Below are 21,806 nucleotides of genomic sequence, written 5' to 3' on the forward strand. Positions count from 1 at the left end.
CGCTGAGGATGAATGCCTTAAAGCGGGTTTTTAAAACGGTGGCAGGATCTTGAAGTTATTTTTTGACGTTGATGTGATTCGTGCGCCACTGACCGGGATTGGTCGATATGCGCTGAATCTGGCGCAGGCTTTCGCCACACATCCAGAGATAGCGTCGCTGCATCTGGTTCGTCAAGGCAAGGTGTTATCGCCGACGGCGCTATCGGCACCGGTAGCGCAAAGCCGGTCGGTGACCACGCAGCTCCGGCAATCGCTTGCCAGTAGTTCATTGGGACCAATGTTACGCAGTGGGCAACAAAGGCTTGCCGATCAACGTTTGTGGCGACAAACGCGGCATCAGACCGGGGCGGTTTATCACTCGCCGCAATATCAACTGCGCCGCTTTCATGGGCCTCGTGTGAGTACGGTGCATGATTTGTCTTTCCTGCGATTTCCTGAATTTCACCTGCCGGCACGCGTTAATTATTGGCGTGATATGGTCCATCAGACGGCAAAACAGGCGGATCACATCATTACTGATTCCGCGTTTCAAAAACAGGAAATCATGGCTTTGCTCGGCGTGGAGGCGTCACGGATCACGGCGATTCATCTTGGTGTTTCTCCCTTTTTTCAGCCCGTCACTGGGCCGCAACAGCAAACAGAGCTGGCGGCGTTTGGATTGACGGCAGGTGGCTTTAATCTGATGGTGGGTACGCTGGAGCCACGAAAAAATCACCAGCGGGTGATCCAGAGTTTTATGAATTTGCCATTGTCCATGCGGCAGGCTTTTCCTCTCGTGATAACCGGCGACCCAGGCTGGTTGTCTGCTGATGTACAAAAGCAAATCCAGCGCGGTCGTCAGCAGGGCGTGATTCGCTATACCGGTTATGTTGATGAGGTGGCGTTGCGCGCGCTGTATAGCGGTTGTCGTTTATTTTTATATCCTTCTTTGTATGAAGGCTTTGGCTTGCCTGTTTTAGAGGCGATGGCATGTGGTGCCTTAGTCATGACCTCACAGCATTCTGCCATGGCTGAGTTTGCTGACGGCGCGGCGATATTGGTTGACCCGCAGGAAACTGACGCGATAACGACAGCCTGGTCAGATCTGCTTCTGGATGAAACGGCAGGCCTGTCGCTACGCGCACAGGCCCGACAACGCGCAGCACAGTTGACCTGGCAACAGTGTGCCGACGCAACTTGCAAGGTGTATCATCAACTAGGCTGAACGACATCAGCGATTATTAACGGCGGGAGTCCGGGATGGTTGCGACAACTGAAGATTATCGTTTGTCTGTTTATCAGGGCGCTGATGATGCGCGCTATTCCGGCGTGGTTAAAATTTTTGCTGAGGGCATTGTTGGCTCTGGCAGTCTGCTCTACGGCGGGCAGATGATTTTAACGGCAGCGCATTTGTTTGATGCCAACCCTGATTCGGTTGAGGTGCGCTTTGATGCCCCTTTTGGCAGCAGCACTACCATTTCTGCCAGTCTGCTGACGATTTTGCCTGCCTATGATTCGGTTTCCCAAAATTACGATGTGGCACTGCTGACGTTGGCGCAACCGGCGCCTGATTATGCCCGACGCTATGATCTTTATCGGCAGCGCGATGAACTGCATCAGGTGTTTGATCTGGTTGGGTATGGCAGACCGGGCGCGGGGGCCGAGGGCGTGACCAGTGAGGTTCCAACCAGTGCCGAGCGGCTGGTTGCACAAAATCGCTTTGATACCGATGTGGGTACGCTGGATTTATTTACCTTTGATCAAATGAGCTGGGGACCCGTCGCGGGGACGCAACTGGTCGCCGACTTTGATGATGGCTCAGTTGCTTTGGATAGTCTGGGGCAATTGATGGGCGTTAATGATCTTGGTCAGAACCTTTTGGAAGGACTGATTACGCCGGGCGACAGCGGTGGCCCGGCTTTTATAGATGGACAGGTGGCGGGTGTTGCCAGCTATATAGCTCGGTTTGCTCAGGGCGATCAGTATCTGGATACCAACGAAACCATCGATAGCAGCTTTGGTGAGTTGGCATTCTGGCAGCGTGTGAGTAGCTACACGCAATGGATTGATACTCAAATTCAACAGACCTATCCGGATGCGCCGCAACATCCTGAGGAGGTTGTGACAGCGGTTCTTGAAGGTGATCCGGGGTCGGTGCAGCGTGCTTATTTTCTATTGCAGTTTACCGGTGTGGTTGCGCCGGGTGAATCAGTCAGTGTGGCTTATCAAACCCGAGATGGCACTGCGCTGGCAGGGGAAGACTATATTGCGGTTGCCGGGCGTGCCGTGATTTATGGCAGCCAGCAACAGACCGTCATTGCGGTCGAATTAATCGAGGATGTCACGGCCGAATCGAATGAGCACTTCTGGCTGGATATCAGCGATCCGCAAGGGGGTGTGCTGCCCGGTGGTGCCTCGGTTATTAGTGCGCAACGGCTCATTTTGGATGACGATCAATTGATTGCCTGATGCCGTACAGCATCGCGGTGACAACCCATTTTTCTGTGTGCTGAAAGGTTGATAATGCGGGCGCGGCGACACAATTTTAAAAAAATTTCATTGATTAGTACCAAAGTACAGTAGTCAGTCTGCTTTGCACGGTGCAAACTCCATCATCAGGATAGCTCTACTCACAACTTTTATTTGGTTTCAGGAGAAACATCATGGCTACAGTCATCGGTACAGTTTCAGTTCTTGTCGGTTCCGCCACCGCCACCGCCTTGGATGGCACGATTCGTAATCTGCAAGTTGGCGATAAAATTTATCAACATGAACTCATTACCACAGGCGCAGCCGGGGCGATTGAAATAGCCTTCCTGGATGGTAGTCAGCTGGATATGGGACGCAGCTCACAAATGCTGTTGGATCTGGATGTATTTAATCCGGATGCACCAGTGACAGAAACAGCCGAGACGGTTATTGATGACGATGTGGCGGCGATTCAACAAGCGTTGTTGGATGGCGAAGACCCATCACTTTTGGCTGAAGCAACTGCCGCGGGTGCGGGTACCGGTGTTGATGGCTCCGAGGGTAGCACTGTGCTGGTATTCCGGAATTACCTGAATCCGGAAGTGACGCCAACCAATGGCTTTGAAACGATCGGTGTATTTAACGAATTTGATGCACCACCAGAAGACATTAATCTGCTGGAAGATGATGTTACGCCAGAACCAACCCCTGAACCGACGCCAGAACCAACTCCTGAGCCAACGCCAGAACCAACTCCTGAGCCAACTCCTGAGCCAACTCCTGAGCCAACTCCTGAGCCAACTCCTGAGCCAACGCCAGAACCAACTCCTGAACCGACGCCAGAACCAACTCCTGAGCCGACGCCAGAACCAACTCCTGAGCCGACGCCAGAACCAACCCCTGAGCCGACGCCAGAACCGACTCCTGAGCCAGAATTTGATCCACCAGCGGGTCAACCAGTCAGATTAGAAGTTCAGGAAGACGAAATTACCGATACCGCAACCACCACGGTTACCTTTACACCGGGTGATGGTGCGCTGGATGGTTTTGGTATGACTTTAAGCCCTGCCACGACAGTGAATGTCGATGGATTACCTGGTCCTGAATTGGATTGGAGAATTGAAAGCGGTCAGATCATCGGCGCATTGGATGGCACGGATGTCATCGTTGTCAGCCTGAGCAACCCGAACTTTGGTGCGGGTACCGTTGATGTCAATGTCCAACTGCTTGGCCCATTGCCACACCCTGATCCCGATAATACGGATGGTTTGAGTGACTCAGTGATCACTATCACCGGCATTGGTGTCTTTACCAGTGATACCAATGGTTTGTTAGGCCATGCTCAAGTCACAGTTGATGTGATTGATGATGTACCTTCTGTTGCCGAACAGGTTGAACCTGTACGTGCGATGGTTGAAGAAGATGGTATGTCTTTGGCGACTGGCGATAATAGCGAAGGTAATAAAGCAGCAAGTGGTGATAGCAATAGCGATGATGAAGTAAGCGGTGTTGCCGGTACCCTGAGCGCTTTGTTTGACTCTGGGGCGGATGCACCACTGACTATCAGTTTGTCTGATGACACCAGTGCGCTGCCAACGCTTTATTCCAATGGCACAGCAATTACTTACAGCGTCAGCCCTGATGGCACGACGCTGACTGCAATGGCTGGTCCGGTTACCGTGTTCACGTTAACGGTGAATGCAGACGGCTCCTATGAGTTCGATCTGCAAGCGCAATTAGATCACGTTGATGATGGCAATAATGACGAAAATATAGCGCTGCAAACCAGTGCACCGGGTGTTGAGCCAGTGACTTCGGTGAATGGCATTGACTTCAGTAGTGTTTTGACCGCGACGGATGCCGATGGCGACAGCGTCACCGGTGCCGGTAGTCAATTGTTTGTGATTGCCGTTGAAGATGATGTTCCGGTTGTCACAGTTCAAGGGGTTAATTTCTTCAGTGAATCATTTGAAGGCTTTTCAACCCAAGGCAGTGGTTTTGATGTTGTTGGTTTAGGTGGCGGCAACGTCTCTGGTGATGCCGGCCATATCTGGACCGTCAACGAAGCAGGTATTGAAATTCAGTTTGGCAACACCGGTGGTGCTTCACCATCAGATGGTAATGTTCATGCAGAACTGGATGCAGATCCTAATGGCAATAGCCTGGTGCAAATTTCCACCGAAGTCATGTTGCCGACCAGCGATATTACGCTGAGCTTTGATTACCAGCCACGTCCGAGCAGCCAAGATGATAGCGATATGCTGGTGTCTTTGGGTGGTGTTGAAGTGACGATCCTGTCTGATAGCGCAGGTAATGTCAGCTTTGCCGGTCTGCCAGCTGGCGTTGAAGGTAGTTTGACATCGGTCAGTGGCGGTTGGACCAATGTGGTTCTGAAATTTACCGGTATGGATACCAGCAGCCCACAAACTTTGCTGTTTGAAGGTCTGGGTAATGCGGATACGTTAGGGGCTTATCTGGATAACATCAATCTGTACGGCAACAGCCTTTTGGTTGTTGACGAGTCCGGCTTGCCTGGTGGTAATCCAGAATCAGGTGATGTGGTTAGTGCCTCTGCAACGCTGGATCTGAGTGGTTATTTCCTGGGTAGCGTAGGTGCCGATATTGAGGGTACCGAAGAATTCAGCTTGACTTTGGCAGAGAGTGAGGAGCCGATCGGCAGTGGTTTGTTTGCCGTCGATAGCAATGACACGCAATTTGCAGGCGATGATGGTGATGGCTATGGCCAGGGTGAGGAAATCGAGCTGGTACAAGTTGATAGCACCACCATTGCCGGTATGCTGGATGGCAATACCTACTTTACTATCAGCGTTGATCCTGCAACCGGTGTTGTGACACTGACCCAAGAAGATAACGTTTGGCATCCAAATGTGAATGATGCCGATGAAGCCGTCTCATTGATTTTAGATGCGGGCACGATTGAAATTAATTACAGCCTGACTGATGCGGATGGTGATACGGCAACAGGCAGTCTGGATTTGAGCCAAGGCGTATTTGGCTTTGAAGATGATGCACCGGTTGCAAACCTGGATCCAGAAGCTGCCGTGATAGCGACGGTCGAAGAAGATGGCATGTCGTTGGCAACATCGGATAACAGTGAAGGTAACAAAGCGACGGTTGATGATAGTAACGATGACGATGAAGTGACTGGTGAGGCGGGCGCGCTGACAGCGTTGTTCAGCGCCGGTGCCGATGCGCCGGTGACCATTAGTCTTTCTGATGATGTCAGTGGTTTGCCAAGCTTGTATTCAAACGGGAATGCGGTGAGCTACAGTGTGGTCGGTAATGTGCTGACTGCGACAGCTGACGGTGTGGATGTATTCACATTGACCGTGAATGCCGATGGTTCTTATGCGTTCGATCTACTTGATCAACTAGATCATGTCGATGATGATACAAACACTGAAAATTTCGCATTAGTCACGGATGACGGTTCAGTCAACGGCATTGATTTCAGCAGCATTCTGGTGGCGACCGATAGTGACGGTGATGCTGTCACCGGTGCTGGTGAAGGCCAGTTTGTCATTAATGTGCAGGATGATATTCCGGTTGTTGAAGCGACAACGGATTTGGCTGTTAACTTCTTCAGCGAATCATTTGAAGGCTTTGCGCCAAACCTGAGTGGTAATGGCTTTACCGTTGTTGGCGTTGGTGGCGGTACGGTGTCTGGGGATGCCGGCATTGTCTGGAACGTCAATGGCGCGGGTCTTGAAATTCAATCCGGTAATGCGGGTGATGCCTCCGCCTCTGATGGCGATGTGCATGCCGAGCTGGATACGGATAATAACGAGACATTGCTGACCCAGCTTTCTACGGATGTCGAACTGCCAAGTGCCGATGTCATTCTGAGCTTTGATTATCAGCCGCGGCCAAATCATGAAGATGACAGTGATATGTCTGTCAGCTTTGGTGAATACAGCTTCAACGTGAATTCAGATGCCGGTGGCAATGTCACCGTTGAGGGTCTGCCTGTCGGTGTAACGGCAGAATTGACTGAAGTGGCTGGTGGCTGGACCACTATCACACTGACATTCACCGGTATGGACACCACTTCACCGCAAACATTGACCTTTGAAGGGTTAGGAGACGCCAACGAATTTGGGGCTTACCTCGACAATATCAATATGTTTGCATTGCCAGTTCTGGCGGTCGACGAATCAGGTCTGGAGAACGGTAATCCTGAAACGGGTGCGGTTAGCTCTGCCACGGCCAGCTTTGATTTCAGTGGCTACTTCACCAGTAGCGTGGGTGCCGACGAAGACGGCACGACAGCTTACAGCCTGTCACTGAGTGGTGAAAATATTGTAACTGGTCTGTATGCCGTTGATACCACAGATACGTCTACTGCTGACACCGATGGTTACGGTCAGGGTGCAGAAATTGTCCTGAATGAAGTCGGTGGTGCCATTGTCGGCTCTGCTGATGGTGTTGATTACTTCACCATCAGCGTGGATAGCAACGGTGTTGTAACACTGGAGCTGCTGCAAAACATCTGGCATGACGACACCACCGATAGCGACGAAGCGATGAGCATGTTGCTGGAAGCGGGAACCTTGCTGTTGAGTAAATCGGTGACTGATGCGGATGGCGATACCGTCAGTGCGGATCTGGATTTGAGCGGTATTGCTTATCGGATTGAAGATGACGCACCGATTGTTAATGAACAAGCCGAAGCGGTTACGGCGAGTGTTGAAGAAGATGGTATGTCGTTCTTAACGCTTGATAACAGCGAAGGCAATAAAGAGGCTGGTGATACCAACGATGATGACGAAGTCAGCGGTTTAACTGGCTCACTGTCCGCGTTGTTCAGCGCCGGTGCCGATGCGCCGGTGACTATCAGTCTTTCTGATGATGTCAGTGGTCTGCCAAGCCTGTATTCAAATGGTAATGCGGTCAGCTACAGCGTCAGCGGTAATGTGCTGACTGCGTCTGCTGGCGGTCTGACCGTATTTACCCTCACGGTCAATGCAGATGGTTCGTATGTATTCGATCTACAGGATCAGCTGGATCATGTTGACGATGATACAAACACTGAAAACGTCGAGTTAGTCACGGATGGTGGTTCAGTCAGCGGCATTGATTTCAGCAGTATTCTGGTTGCGACCGATAGTGACGGTGATACTGTTACCGGTGCTGGTGAAGGTCAGTTTGCGATTGAAATTCAGGATGATATTCCTGTCATGACCAATAATGGTGTCATTACCATTAAACACGACGAGTCAGGTGAGGCTCAAAATGAAGACCCACAATTCACTTTAAGCGGTGCGAATATCACGGCAAGTGATCTCATCTCACTGTTGGGCCTGGATTTACCGTCGCTGGGATTGTTTGACCTGGATCCAAATGGCGATGGCGTTGAGATTGCTACTGAGCTGCTGGGGGATGGCAATCTCTTCGGCCTCAGTGTGCAAACCAACACCAGTGCGGTGCAATACAGCGGTGGGGCCGATGGCATTAATCTCGTTAGTCTGACCGATGCTGAGGGCAATGTTTTTGATGGGACAGATACTGGCTTGCAAACCAGCAATGGCGATCAACCAATCTATCTTTATACTCTGGATGCCAGCATATTTTCTACCTTGCAGGGCATCCTCAGTGGGTTTGGCATCAATATCAGCAACAGCGAATTTGGCCAGGTTGGTGCCAAGGTCGTCGTGGGTCTGACCAATGATGGCGGTCTGGATCAATACGGTTCGATTGCCGATATGTTGCAAGACGCGGCATTTGTGTTGGGATTGAAACCGGGTGATAACGGCGACGGTAGTGACGATGCCTTGTTACTGCTTCAGTTGAAAGCGATTGAGCATGCGGATACGGAAAGTAATAGTGAACAAGCCGTTCTTGACCTGATTCACTTCTCTGTCACCGATAATGATGGCGATACAGTCACCTCTGACAGCGGTATCCAAGTTGTCTTTGAAGATGATGGTCCGTCTATCGAAGTTGGAAAAGTTGACCAAGCAGGCAAACAGCTGGAAGTCACACTGGATGAAACCGTCGGTGATGATCGCGCTGCCGCTGGTGAGGTTGTCAATGGCAATACTGACGATGCCACTGGGGTACTTGCCCAAGTGAACACACAGGTTGTTGGTGGTCTGACAGCGCTGTTCACCATCAGTGGTGCGGCAGGTGCAGATACGCCGGTTGTTGATACAGGTGTCCTGTCACTGGAATTGTCTGATGAAGGATTGGCAACAAACCTGAGTGCGACAGATGGCGGTGCCATTTCGCTGTTCACCAATGGCGGCAACATCGAAGGCCGTGACACTGACGGCGACGTCGTGTTCTCAATCTCGATTGTTGACATCGCTGGTGTGCCTCAGTTGCAAACGACATTGTTTGAAGCCATTGCACATGGCGATACCAGTACCTTCGATGAAGCATTAGGATTACTGACTGAAAGCGGTAACTTGAAGCTGAGATATGAGGTTACACGGACCGATGCGGATGGCGATACCGATACCGCTGCGGCCAATATTGTGCTGGCGAACCAGAATCGTTCAAGAATTACCTTTGAAGATGATGGCCCAAGCATGACTGTTGAGCAGCCAGAGCAACCGTTGTTGTTGACCGTGACCAATGAGGGTGGTAGCGCAGGGTATAACAATACCTTTGGTTACTACATCATGAATGGTGATGGTGAGCCAGTGAGCGGTCAAATCATCTGGGCGAATGTGCAAGGTAATCTCTCTGATGAAATCACTATCAATGCCGATCCGGCAACGGTTGGCTACTTCATTATTCCTGATGGCAATGATTTAAATAGTGGTCTGGCCAATGGCGCAGAGGTCACGTTTGCCAAGGATGGGGAGGGTAACTGGCAGGTATTACTGGACGGTACTCCTCTGTCTGGTGAGTTAACGAATGTCCGGTTTGATAATCCGGCATTGAATGAAGATGGTGCGACTGCGGTGCAAGATAACGCTGAGCCGGGCAATCTTAATTGGGAAGACAAACATTCTGGTAGCGATAATGACTTTAACGATATCAATATCAATGTTGTGGTCACCCCGCTTGGATTATTAACCGTTGATGAAACGGATATTGGCTCGCCAGATGCGGCGCAAGTGCTTGACTTGTCAGGTAGCTTTGCATTCGACTTTGGTTCAGATGGTGAAGGCAGCGTCGCCTACGACTTGGAAGTAGGTTCAGCGTCTACCGGTGTGTTTGATACAGAAACCGGTTTAGAGGTTGCGCTGCGTAGCGGCGTTGGTGGCATTATCGAAGGCTTTGTTAACGATGGTAGTGGCGATCAAATCGTGTTCACTGTCAGCGTTGATGGCGATGGGGAAGTTACCCTGACGCAATTGCGCGCTGTGATTCACGATGATCCGACGGATGCGGATGAAGCAACCTCACCAGTGGTAATTAACTCGGGGGCGCTCTATCTGAATGCCACCGTGACTGACGGTGATGGCGATATGCTTTCTGACGGTATTGACCTTGGCAGCTTGCTGGCCTTTGAAGATGATGGCCCAGTTGCCGTTGATGATGTGGATACTGTTGTTGATGGCGTCGCTACCGGTAATGTGGTGACTGCGGTTGATACCACGACTGATCCCGCTGGTGTCGATGACTTCGGTAGTGATGGTGCGGGTCGTGTTACCTCAGTCAGCTTTGGCGATACGGTGGTATTGATTCCAGAAGATGGCTCAGCCGAAGTTGAAGGTGAATTCGGTACTCTGACCCTGAACGCAGATGGCAGCTACAGCTACGAGGTTGATCCGAGCAAATTGCCAGAAAATACCGAAACCGTTGAAGGCTGGACGAACACAGGCAGCAATATGACGGCCTTTGAACTGGACGAGTCGTTCCTGACTGCAGATGGTAAATTCAGTGATACCGGCACGGGTGCGATCACGACAGGCGGTAACGCGCCAGGCTTTGGCGTTGGCGGCACTTCTGGACAAAATACTTCTGTCCCAGATCAAATTAATTACTCTGACAGTCTGAGTGAAGCACTGGCATTCAAATTTGATGGTCCAGTACTCTCAGCGTCGGTGCAGTTCTCTAATCTGTTCCAAAATGAAAATGGTGGTGAGGCGATGCGTTGGCATGCCTTCGATGCCGATGGTAACCGGATTGGCAGTGGTATTGTCAGCAACAATGATGATGCCAATGATCCGTATGCTTCATCCACGCCATTTGCTATGGATGATAATAACGTTGGGTCATTTACTATCGGTAATATCGGTGCCTTTAACACGCTGGTATTCGAGTCAGTACCGTACAGTGATGATGGCAACGCTGCTGCCGATAACTCGGACTACTTCGTCAATATTAGTGAATACGAAAGTTTTGCTCTTGGCGATAATAGCTATCAGGATCAGTTTGGTTACAGCATCGTGGATGCTGATGGCGACAGTGCCGCTGCAACGTTGACCATTAACGGTGAGGCCGGTGTACCGCAAGGTGAGCTGACGCCGTTTTCGCCAGTAGCAGCTGATAACACCTATCAAGTTGATGGTGTTACAACTGGCAATATCATCACCGATGATGACAATAATGGTGGTGCGCAAACCGGTCGTGATTATGACAACGACACACCAGTCCTGAACCTGTCTATTCACTCCGTTATTTTTGATGATGGGGATGACAATACGGATGACGTCACGCTGATTGAGGCGGATGGCACGGTCATTGAGTTGAACAACGGGACATTAGTTATCAATCTGGATGGCAGCTATAGCTACACGCCAAACCAAGGTGCTAATGAGGGTGATGTGTTTGATTACACCTTGATCGATCCAGATGGTGAAATCAGTGCCCCAGCCACCGTCACGTTGCTTGCTGAGAATGATGAGCCAACAGGTGGTGAAGCCAATGCCGTTGTTGATGATGAAGGCTTGGTGCCTGATGGTATTGAGGGTGGTCTTGGTGATGAGGTGATGTTACCGGATGCGGATAGTAACGAAGCAACCTTCATCGGTACATTAGGCTTTGATTACGGTGACGACACACCGGGCACGATCGACTTTGCGGCGATGCATGAACAAACCGCTACAATCGGACAGGAAACAGTCGAGTTTGCTTGGGATGCCAACAGTGCAACTCTGACGGCAGCGGGTCCAAGAGGCAACTTGTTTACGGTTGAAATTACCGACCAAACAACCGGTGCTTATCAGGTGACACTGCTTGATAATGTCATGCATGACACGCTGGATGGTCTGCAAGGCGACGATACCGAAAACAACCATCAAGTGGCACTGACTTATACCGTTAATGACAGTAATGGTGATGATGTCACGGGTACGCTGACCATCGATTTTGATGATGATATGCCAGCGGCACAATCGGATTCAGAAAGCATCACGGTATCAGTAAGCGATATTAGTGTCGGTAATCTGACTTCTGCCTTTAGCAACATTGATGGTGGTAATGACACGGCACTGGTCGATGGTACCGGTGGCGCACTTGATGAAGTGAGCTGGGGCAATCCAAATGGCTCTAATTATCAGTTTGATGATAATGATGCCTTGATTACCAACAGTCCGATTGTTGTTAATGATGATTTTGCTTTGGGAGCGTTCACCCACAATAACTTCGTCATTGATGTCAGTGATTCAATTGATAGCGTTGATTTGGATGTGCAATTTACGGTTGAAATTGATGGTTTCGATGTGGTGGTGAATCACACGATTACCTTCAACCACGATGAAACGCCGAATGATAGTGATGACCCACGCGATACCATCAGCATTGATGGCAGTTCGGCAACGCAAACTATCTCGGTTGGTGGTAAAACCTATGAGTTGCAGATTCTGGGCTTCTCAAGTGGTGGCGTGCCGGTAACGGAAGTTATCACGGAGGAAAACGCGTCAACCAGCTTTGATTTGATTGCCAAAATCGTGTCCACTGATGACCTGCCTGTTGTGACAGGGTCGGTAACGGGTGAATTCGGTGCCGATGGGCCGGCAGAACAAGGCAGCCTGATTTGGGAAGGCGAAGTGCAAGGTGAGATCCAAGGTGACTTTGGTACGCTGGAAGTCGAAAGTGATGGCAGCTACACCTATACCTTGAGTCGTGAGGCTCGGGATAGCCAGCAAGTTGATACGCCACGCGTAGAAACCTTCACTTACATCACCATGGATGATGATGGTGATCAAGTGTCTAACACGTTGACTATCAATATCGATGGCGAGCAAGCTGAGACGGTGCCTGATGATGAGCCAACTGCGGGCGACAGCACCGCCACTGTGGATGATGAAGGTCTGCCAGGTGGTATTGAAGGTGGTCCGGGTGATGAGGTTATGTCGAATGCAGATCTGGATGATAACGAGTCCACTTTTGCAGGCACCTTGAATCTGACGCCAAGTGTGGATACACCAAACAGCATCAGCTTTGCGGATATGAATGATCAGCTAGTCAATTTAGGCCAGGAAACGGTTCTGCTGTCTTGGAGTGGGGCAAATAAAACGCTGACAGCGACCAGTACGACTCAAGGTCGTGGCGAGATCTTCAAAGTCACGCTGGATGCATCTAACAATGGTGACTACACCGTCACCTTGTTGCAAAACGTGTTGCATCCTGATGATGGTCAGAATGATGAAAACAACGTCGAAATTGATCTGACCTATGCCATTGTCGATAACGATGGTGACGATGCGACGGGCACATTAACCATCAACTTTGATGATGATGTACCGACCGCGTCTTCAGATTACGATTCAGAAGACGATGCGTTTGTTGTTGACATCAGTGAAGGCAATCAAGCGACAATTGACGTCGATATTGACTTTGGTGCCGATGGCGAAGCTGAAGAAAATGCGGTGACCTTCACGCAACCAACAACAGGTTCAGTGACTTACGAAGACGGTGAGTTTACTTATACCTACGATGGTGAAAGTGAGAGTGGTGCAGACAGCTTTACCTTTAGCGTGACTGATGCCGATGGCGATACCATCACTGAAACGGTCTATTTGGACGTGCAGGTGCCGGTGCCGGATGTGTTGTATGTTGGCACTAATAGCGACAACACCAAAACCACACCAGCCGGTAATGATGTGCTGATTGGTGATTTGGGTGGTCGTGACCAGCAGTACACGCCAGGTATGGATTACAGTATTGCCCTGATTGCAGATGAGTCAGGCAGTATGGAAGGTAGTCGTAATACCTTGCTTAAAAATGCGCTTGAAAGCTTTGTCAATGATTTAGCTACTCATGATGGGGAGATTAATATTGCCCTGATTGGTTTTGCAGAGTCAGCGTCCTTGAAAATTTCAGTCAGTGATTTATCCAACAATCCGAGCGGATTGAGTTCATTATTGACTGCGATTGATAATCTGGATGCAGATGATGGCACAAACTATGAAGCGGCATTCGATTCTGCTGTGAGCTGGTTTAACGGGCAGCCGGGTGATCATGAGTTCATTACTTACTTTATGACAGATGGTAATCCGACATTTAGTAATAATGGTGATAATGGTGAAGGCGACGAGACCGAGTACCGCGATTTGTTGGATGCTGTCGAGGCCTTTGCCGGACTGAGTGCCGTCAGTGAGGTCAATGCGATTGGTATCGGTAATGGTATCAACAGTGACTATCTGCGTTTCTTCGATAACACCAGCACCACGGGTAATGCAACGGAGAACTTTGGCAGCACGACCAATACAGTGGTGTTAGCAGACTTTTCAGGCAGTAATCATCCATTGGATACAACTGGTGATTGGACTGAGTCTGGCGACTCAGACGGTAGCATTGGTCGTAATGATGGCGTATTTCGCATTACAGATCGACGCAATGATGGTTCAATCGTTGTGACTAGCCAAGCTTTTGCTGTTGCGGTTGAAGATACGATACTGCGATTTGACTATGGAACAACGAGTCTTGAAAGTTTTGATGGTGACCAAATTAGCTGGTCTCTACAACGCCAAAACGGAGCTAATTGGGACACAGTATCAGGTAGTGGTTTATCTCAAAGCTCAGGTAGTCGTGTAGAGTCTTCCGAACTTGACGTTGGTAATTACCGCTTGGTTTATGAGGTTCAGGCAGGATGGTGGGAAAATAATGAAACCTTGTATCTCGATAATATCGAACTAAGAGAACCGGTATCTCTCGATGTTTCAGGCCCGGTCGGCGAAGTCAAAATCATCAATTCAGCAGCAGAATTAACGGCTGAGCTGGAAAGTGGTTCCTCTACGGATGAGTTACTGTTGATGGGCGATGACATCCTCACCGGTAGTGATGGCAATGACATTATCTTTGGTGACACCTTGTACACCGGTAATATGGGTGCAATCAGTGGTGAAGATTACCAGGGTGTGATTGATTATCTGACTGCGCAAAATAGTGGTACCGCGCCGACAGATGAACAAATCATGCAGTTTGTCCGTGATAACTATCAAGATTTGTACAACGAGGCACCATCGGCTGAAGAAATCGCTGCGGCCGGTGAAAACATTCTTGAAGGTCGTGGTGGTGATGACATCCTGATTGGTGGAGCGGCGGAAGATACCTATGTATTCAGCATGGATGAAGACACGGGTGATGACACTATTGTTAACTTCCAGCCGGGTACGGATGTGTTGAACTTCAAAGACGTTATCGCGGACGATGATGTTAATGATGTCATCACAGGCGCTGCCAATAATGGTGATGATGTGACGTTGACACTGAAAAATGGTGGCAGTATTACCTTGCAAGGACTGGGTGATGGCACAACCAATAATGTCGCTGACCTGGAAACGTTGCTGGGTGGTGCTAACATCACGATAGACCACAGCTAATCTGAGTCTGACCCTTCACAAGCCCGCGAGCAATCGCGGGCTTTTTTTTGCCTGTGGCAAAGACATGCTGTGATATAAGACTGACATGAACGAAAAAATTTTTGTCTCGATTGCCAGTTATCGTGATCCGGAGTTGGCAGCCACGGTAACGGATTTGTTTGCCAAAGCCGCGTACCCAAAGCGGTTGCATGTGCAAATCTTGAATCAAATCGAACCTGAAGACACAGATTGTCGGATATCAGCGAATCCCCAAGTGCAGGTGGATCAAGTGGCTGCCAGCGACAGTTTGGGGGTGTGTTGGGCACGGCATCATATTCAACAAAAATTACCTGCCGATGCCGCCTATTATTTGCAAATTGACAGCCACATGCGGTTTGCAGCCGATTGGGATGTGCAAATGATAGCCATGCTGCCGGCGTGTGCGTCGCAAAGGCCGATCTTGTCTTGCTATCCGGTTGCTTACACGCCCCCGGATCAGTTAGGCAAACCGATGATTACCCGATTAAAACCGAAAAAATTTAACCATCACGGTATTGTGACGCTGGACTCGGAAACCACGCCTTATAGACAGCGTCCGGCTTTGCCAGCCTTATCAGCGTTGGTGGCGGGTGGTTTTATTTTTGCACCAGCGCAAGCGTTTCGCGAGGTGATCTACGATCCGTATTTATACTTTATTGGTGAAGAGATAACCTTGTCTGCACGTCTGTGGACGCAGGGCTGGGATAGCTTCGCGCCAAATGAGGTGCTTATTTATCATAATTATCAGCCTGAGCAACGGCCACGACATTGGGATGATAATCAGCGCTGGTCAGCCTTAAATCAGCGAAGTATTCAGCGGGTGCATTATTTACTTTCTGCTATGCCACCGACGGATCCTGCTGCACTGATCGAAATCGCGCATTACGGACTAGGTCAACGCCGAACATTAGAAAATTACCAACGGCTTATTAATGTGCGTTTTGCGGATGGCATTGCCGTTTAAAACGTGATTCGTCAAATAAGTTATAAACCGGTAATCTTAAAAATCTGACAAGGAGGTGTTCGATGGCAAGACTTCGCTTTCCACATGTTTATGGCACGAATAGTCATGATGAGTTTATTACTGGTGACAATCAGATAACTTTTGGTTATGCCGGTAATGACAGCTTCACGTCATACTCTTATACAGATTATAACTTTATGGTTGGTGGCAAAGGGGATGACCACTATTAAGCGAGCTTTAACTCAGCCATCACCATTTTAGATACCGGCGGGCGTGATACTTTATATGCGTTTGGTATTGCGGTAACTGATCCAGATGTTTATGTCGCCACTATTAATGGCGGTCAACATGTGTTGGTAAAAAATATTCGTAATGGCGATCAGGTCGCTATAGTAAATTGGCGCGATCCGGATTATCGAATTGAAACGATTGTTTTGGCTGATGGCACATTTAGCTACAACCAGATAGTTTCTATCATCTACGATAGCCCAAACTTTCTCGGTGATTATACGGTTGCCGAGACGGCCTATTATGGATTTTTACCACTTGGGACGAGTGGTAATGATTTAGCGGAATTTATTAATCACGCTTTATACTTTGAATCTTTGGGGCCGCCATTACCAGAAAGCCCGATTCCGGTTCTCGATACAGTTGACCAAGATGCTGCACTGCGCATTATGGAAACCTATATCGCTTATTTCAATCGCGCTCCTGAGCATAGCGGCTTGAATTATTGGTTGGAAACGTATCAGCAACAAACGGCAAGCGGCGTTTCTGCTGACGCGGCTATATCTGAAATCAGTAATGCGTTTTACGATACGTCGGTCGCTTATTTTTCAGATGTTAGTGGTTTTACCGCAGACATGCCAGACATTGACTTTGTTGCGACAATTTATGCCAATGTATTGGGGCGGCCAGATGCGAGACAAAATGATCCCGAGGGTATCAATTACTGGCTAACGCAGTTTGATCCTGACAACCGTGCTGCGCTGGTAACAGATATTATCGATACAGCAAAGGCTGTCATCGCCAATGCGCCTAACGATCCGGTTTCTATTTATGTTGATAATTATTTGAACAATCGTTTAATCGTCTCAACATATTTTGCTGAGCAAGGTGTTTCTGAAAAATTAACCGGGGATCAGGCTATTCAGGCAGGAATTGAAGCGTTGGTAAATATTACGGATGACTTTAGCAGTGTCGAAGCAACGATTGATTTTCTTCAACAGCAGTACGGTGACCCACTAATTATTTAAACTGACAACTTGTTTCGAGTGGCAGTTTTAGGCTAGTTAGTTTTCACCAGCAGTCAGCGGCTTCGACTCCGGGATCAGCGTTTTCGATCTCTTTTACACCAATGTGATTCAGGGTTAAGTCGCCACAACGATCTGCCGTTTGCGCACCTTGCGGAACGGCGGAAAGAGTAAAACTGGTTGCAGTGCTGGCATCAATCGCCAAGGTGTATTGCTCCAGATCATTCTGAATGGCAGCAGGAATATCAGTGTCCGCATCCGGATAGGTGTAGTTTTCGGTATAAAACCGTTCCATGTAGTTGGCCAGTTCAACCAATGCTGCCTGTGCAGTAGCACGGCGGGTTTCGCGGACATTTTCGATATAGGAGGGGTAGGCGATTCCGGCAAGAATACCGATAATCACGACGACGATCATCAATTCAATCAACGAAAAACCACCCGAATGTCGCTGTGTTTTGACCTTATTCCTCATTGGGCAACATCCATAAATCAGTAATGACCAATTGTCCGTTATCATCCAGCCCGGTATTGATACCAACCCGCATGCCAGGTTGCAGTTGCGGCCCTTTTTCGCCAATCGGAAAGAGGGTATGGGTTTTCACGGCAGGGCTAAGTTGATATTCAATAAAATCAATATGAACACTTGGCGCTTCTTGTTCAGTATCAACCTGATTCACGGTACCTGCGATACGGTAATCTGCAGCCCATGCCGACCATGACAGGCCAAGCAGTAGCAATCCAATGCCTTGATGTAATCGTTTCATAAGCGCCTCGCTTATTGAATAAACTGTAATTGACGCCATGACTGACGTCCTTCGTAGCCCGGTTGCGGTCGGGTCACGATGCTTTCGATATTATTACCACCGGCACCGCGATCACTCCCACTCAGAATGATGCGTTCCTGGCCATCAGCCGTTCGAATAACCGATGGGGTACTGGTAATACCGATATTGGATTTCCGACCAGAGGTCGACACGCATGTGCCACGACAGTTGCCATCTTCGTCATATCCAGTGGGATTATCCGGATCGTCTGGATCAACATTAAGGCTGTATAGATCTTTGATATCGTCTACAGTGCCGTCGTTATTTAAATCAAATGGCGTAAATCGTAATCGCGAACCAGAGTTAATATCCAATTGCATGACCCAACTGTCGCCGCCAAAATCACAGGGATCATCTGACGGTAACAAGGTAGTGAAAATAACCCGGCCACCGGTCACTACCGAGCCACTGATTTGCCGTTCACCATTATTGACGCCGCCATAATTGAAATCCATATACCAGCCTTTATGCGTGGTCCAATTCACTTTATTGTCGGAGGTAACGCGATATTCTTCACCATTAACCGTGCCTTCATCAATAATCGTCTGACTTAACAAACTGCTGCGATTAAAGGCAATCGGATTGGGTTCTGCAGAAGTTTCAGGTTTATCCCAAACCGCATAGTAACTCTGCGTGGTCTGGCCAACACTATTGTTATCGCCAACTTCCAAGTATTTACCAGTACCAAACATCACCAGACTACCGGCACCCGTAATATGCCTTACCACATTGACAGGCCCCGTAATGGCTTGTCGGTTATTGGCACCACAATTACCATCACAGGCACGGAAAACTGGCTCAGGCGAACCATTTCGGCGTGAAGAAAAATCCCATGAATCAGCCGTTTCGCCGGTCATGTCCAGTTTCCAAAGGTTACCGAATAAATCACCGGCGTAAATATAGTCGGTAATGTAATCGCCATTGACGTCCACAGCCGATGGTGTAGCAAGACCATTTGGCCGGCCATTATCGGTTGGATCCTGTTGTGAGCCGACACCAGTGTCAAATGGTTTAATCAGACTGCCATCGGCAATATTGACTAGATAAAAGACGCCATTGCCGGTGAGGCTATCCCCACCATTGCCGTTATTATCGTTGTCCACGGTATTGTTATAGCCAGAGGTAAATAAGGCTGCCCATGTTCCGTTTTTTAGGCGAATGATACTGGGGCGAGAGAAAGTGTAGCCAAGATCACGGTCATTGGCATCGCTAAACTCCCATAAAACCTGAGCGGCGCCACCTGCCTCATTTTCATAGTCATTGGGATTAGTGACATCCAAGGCAAACATGGCCTGACCGCCACCACCCAATCCCGAAACCAGAATACTCCGCCATTGTCCACCGATAAAGGCATCGACAATTGTGGGGGTGCCATCGACAAAGTAACGGTGAGTAAAATTAGGATTGGCCAAATCTGCCAGACGCGGGAATACCGCCCCCGGAATATAATTAAATAACTCACTTCCGTCGTCTGCATCAAACGCATGCAGCATGCCATCATTGGCACCGACGTAAATCATCGGCGTCCGGTTGGCGTTGGCTTCTTTGAATTCAGAGTAGGGTTCGGCATTTTCTGCCGCGCCTTCGCCCCAATAATCCCGGTAGCGCAGGCTTGGTTTACCCACAAATTGTGGCGCAGAATTGACTATGTCGCCCAGTAAACTACTCCGAATTCGAAAGCGACCATTTTGTTTATCTAACTCAACATCCTGATTGCCGCGAACATATTGCAGAATAGCCCGCTCGCCTAATTGATCGCGTTGCGTCTGAGTTAATCTTCCCCACCGAAAACGCTCACCATCGCCATTACTCCAAGTCAGAATATTCCGGTTGTTCCAACTGGGTATCAGTGAAGAAGCCTCCCACTGAGCGGCTCCTACACCAGCATCGGTAATTGGCAGGGACCGCAATTCACCACTCCAGTTACCACTATCAAAACGGGCTTGATAGACGCGCGCATCGCCCGACACTGTGCCCGAATTCAAGGCGACAGAAGAAGAGGAAGCCGTACGATCAGAGATATCGTTGAGAATGCTGGTTAATGCATCGGCAAACTGATCCGGATCGGCCGCACTAAAGAAAGAACCTCGGCTGTTAACAGCCGCATGCCAGAGGTCATCAATGTTGCGCTCACTATCTGCCGATGGGGAAGGCCACTCTAATGCACCGCTAGTTAAGGCAGGTAAGTCGGTTGCCGGATTTAAGGTGCCGGTGACACCAAGGCCAACCGTAAAGTTAACCAGATGCTGCCAAAAAGCCGGATTACTGCCTGAAATAGGCACTTGATTCTCAAGGTCAGCGCGTAAGTCCCGTTTCCAGTAATGCATTGCAACGTCCGCCAGGGTATTCGAGGAGTCATCTCGATAGGGACGTGTTGGCGTGTATTGATACACATTATCCTCTGGGTCACTGTGTTCAGAGCCATTATTGTTGTCGCTGTTGCCCACGCCCGGGCTGTTGCCATTCCAATAACCATCCGTCATCAGAATATTAAAGCTTTGCCGACAGGCCAGATGATCATTATTCAAATTGGTGCCAGGCGTTCGCGCCCAAGGGCCGCGGTTATCATCTCGCTCAAAATATTTACCCACATTATCAAGCGCTGTCCTTAATGGCGTACCAGATGTCGGGATACTTTGTCCGTAAAGATAAGTATTAAAAAAATCACGCCGGTCATTGCCGTCAAAGGTTCTCAAGCCGCGAAGAATGGCTCGACTGCTATTGACGCTATCAATCGTTCTGCTACCGGTATTAATGGAGGCATAACCGACACGCATATTAGTGCTTTGCCGGGCGAAAGCTTTACCAACGCCTGCTCGAGATAACAAAATCCGTGAACGGTAGTATTGAAACCAGTTAGCGAAGTTTTGAATTTCTTCATCACGAGTACGGCTACCACCGCTGGGCTTCGAAAAGGTGGTACCGGCGCTTGTGCCACTGGTTATTCTGACTCGATCATAATTATCCCGATCTGATCGGGAGCCTGTACCGTCATAGTTATAGTAGGTAATGGGCCAGAAACTATGATTCCCCCAACACGGATCACCATAGGCTTCATTTAAATTTCCTGCTCGGTACCAACAGGCATATTGAGATTGCTGTGCCAGCAAATCCATAGACCCAGCGCCGGTATTCAGCGGGTTATAATACACTTGACGCGGATTAGCGTTCGCCATCAATGAGCCATCGTGATTTCGCCAAGGCTCGTAATCAATATCCGGGTTATAGAAAATGACATTGTTTGCAGCAGAGCGTTGATAATAATTATGAAAATTATCATCATCAAAGTTAGGAATTTGATTGGTGTAAGTACTACTTCCATAAACGTTGTTGGGTGCCGGAAACAAATAATTCGCATAGCTGCCACGGACACTTTCGGGCATCATCTCAAATTGCATTGAACCGGAGTCGTCCATGGTGAACATGACATTGGGCTCAATCGCACCACCGAGGTAAAGCGGCGTATTCGCCAAATCGAGGTCAGCCGCCGCCGTATAGGTACTGTGTAAAAACAGGGCGGTAAAAAGTGAAATCAGTAAAGATTGTTTAGCCATGG

Annotated in this window: 8 protein-coding genes and 2 pseudogenes; 7 read left to right on the forward strand and 3 right to left on the reverse strand. The window is 49.1% G+C overall.

Annotation, left to right across the window (positions count from 1 at the left end):
* Positions 1-49 precede the first annotated feature (49 nt).
* The 7 genes and pseudogenes from Q7C_RS11070 (at position 50) to Q7C_RS11090 (ending at position 17,429) form a co-directional block, all read left to right on the forward strand.
* A complete protein-coding gene (locus Q7C_RS11070; RefSeq protein WP_014704866.1) occupies positions 50-1,204 on the forward strand; it encodes a glycosyltransferase family 4 protein in 1,155 nt (384 codons plus the stop codon).
* Positions 1,205-1,239: 35 nt separating this feature from the next.
* On the forward strand, positions 1,240-2,448 hold the full coding sequence (locus Q7C_RS11075) for a trypsin-like serine protease (protein WP_014704867.1): 1,209 nt from the start codon (positions 1,240-1,242) through the stop codon (positions 2,446-2,448).
* A gap of 194 nt (positions 2,449-2,642) precedes the next feature.
* Positions 2,643-5,438: pseudogene (locus Q7C_RS14090) on the forward strand (retention module-containing protein); the annotation flags it as partial.
* A 1,230-nt stretch (positions 5,439-6,668) separates the two neighbouring features.
* Positions 6,669-15,191: pseudogene (locus Q7C_RS11080) on the forward strand (DUF5801 repeats-in-toxin domain-containing protein); the annotation flags it as partial.
* An 85-nt stretch (positions 15,192-15,276) separates the two neighbouring features.
* A complete protein-coding gene (locus tag Q7C_RS11085; protein ID WP_014704869.1) occupies positions 15,277-16,173 on the forward strand; it encodes a glycosyltransferase (GlcNAc) in 897 nt (298 codons plus the stop codon).
* A gap of 62 nt (positions 16,174-16,235) precedes the next feature.
* The gene (locus Q7C_RS13710; protein ID WP_014704870.1) at positions 16,236-16,403 is read left to right on the forward strand and encodes a hypothetical protein; all 168 of its coding nucleotides are present in this window, start codon (positions 16,236-16,238) and stop codon (positions 16,401-16,403) included.
* 120 nt (positions 16,404-16,523) lie between these two features.
* Positions 16,524-17,429 carry a calcium-binding protein gene (locus Q7C_RS11090; protein ID WP_014704871.1) on the forward strand — a complete coding sequence of 302 codons (906 nt, stop codon included), beginning with the start codon at positions 16,524-16,526 and terminating at the stop codon, positions 17,427-17,429.
* A 43-nt stretch (positions 17,430-17,472) separates the two neighbouring features.
* Here Q7C_RS11090 and Q7C_RS14000 read toward each other — a convergent pair whose 3' ends face one another.
* Genes Q7C_RS14000 through Q7C_RS11105 form a run of 3 tightly spaced genes read right to left on the reverse strand, consistent with a single transcriptional unit; the run spans position 17,473 to position 21,804 of the window.
* A complete protein-coding gene (locus Q7C_RS14000) occupies positions 17,473-17,898 on the reverse strand; it encodes a type IV pilin protein (protein ID WP_014704872.1) in 426 nt (141 codons plus the stop codon).
* Positions 17,888-18,190 carry a hypothetical protein gene (locus Q7C_RS11100; protein ID WP_014704873.1) on the reverse strand — a complete coding sequence of 101 codons (303 nt, stop codon included), beginning with the start codon at positions 18,188-18,190 and terminating at the stop codon, positions 17,888-17,890. The genes Q7C_RS14000 and Q7C_RS11100 overlap by 11 nt, the downstream gene beginning before the upstream one ends.
* Before the next feature lie 11 nt (positions 18,191-18,201).
* Positions 18,202-21,804 carry a pilus assembly protein gene (locus tag Q7C_RS11105; RefSeq protein ID WP_014704874.1) on the reverse strand — a complete coding sequence of 1,201 codons (3,603 nt, stop codon included), beginning with the start codon at positions 21,802-21,804 and terminating at the stop codon, positions 18,202-18,204.
* Positions 21,805-21,806 lie beyond the last annotated feature (2 nt).

This window comes from Methylophaga frappieri, from assembly GCF_000260965.1.
GTDB classification, from domain to species: Bacteria; Pseudomonadota; Gammaproteobacteria; order Nitrosococcales; family Methylophagaceae; genus Methylophaga; species Methylophaga frappieri.

Coding starts and splice junctions, on each gene's coding strand:
- Q7C_RS11075 (WP_014704867.1), top strand. CDS start 1,240: ATGGTTGCGACAACTGAAGATTATCGTTTGTCTGTTTATCAGGGCGCT.
- Q7C_RS11085 (WP_014704869.1), top strand. CDS start 15,277: ATGAACGAAAAAATTTTTGTCTCGATTGCCAGTTATCGTGATCCGGAG.
- Q7C_RS13710 (WP_014704870.1), top strand. CDS start 16,236: ATGGCAAGACTTCGCTTTCCACATGTTTATGGCACGAATAGTCATGAT.
- Q7C_RS14000 (WP_014704872.1), bottom strand. CDS start 17,898: ATGAGGAATAAGGTCAAAACACAGCGACATTCGGGTGGTTTTTCGTTG.
- Q7C_RS11100 (WP_014704873.1), bottom strand. CDS start 18,190: ATGAAACGATTACATCAAGGCATTGGATTGCTACTGCTTGGCCTGTCA.
- Q7C_RS11105 (WP_014704874.1), bottom strand. CDS start 21,804: ATGGCTAAACAATCTTTACTGATTTCACTTTTTACCGCCCTGTTTTTA.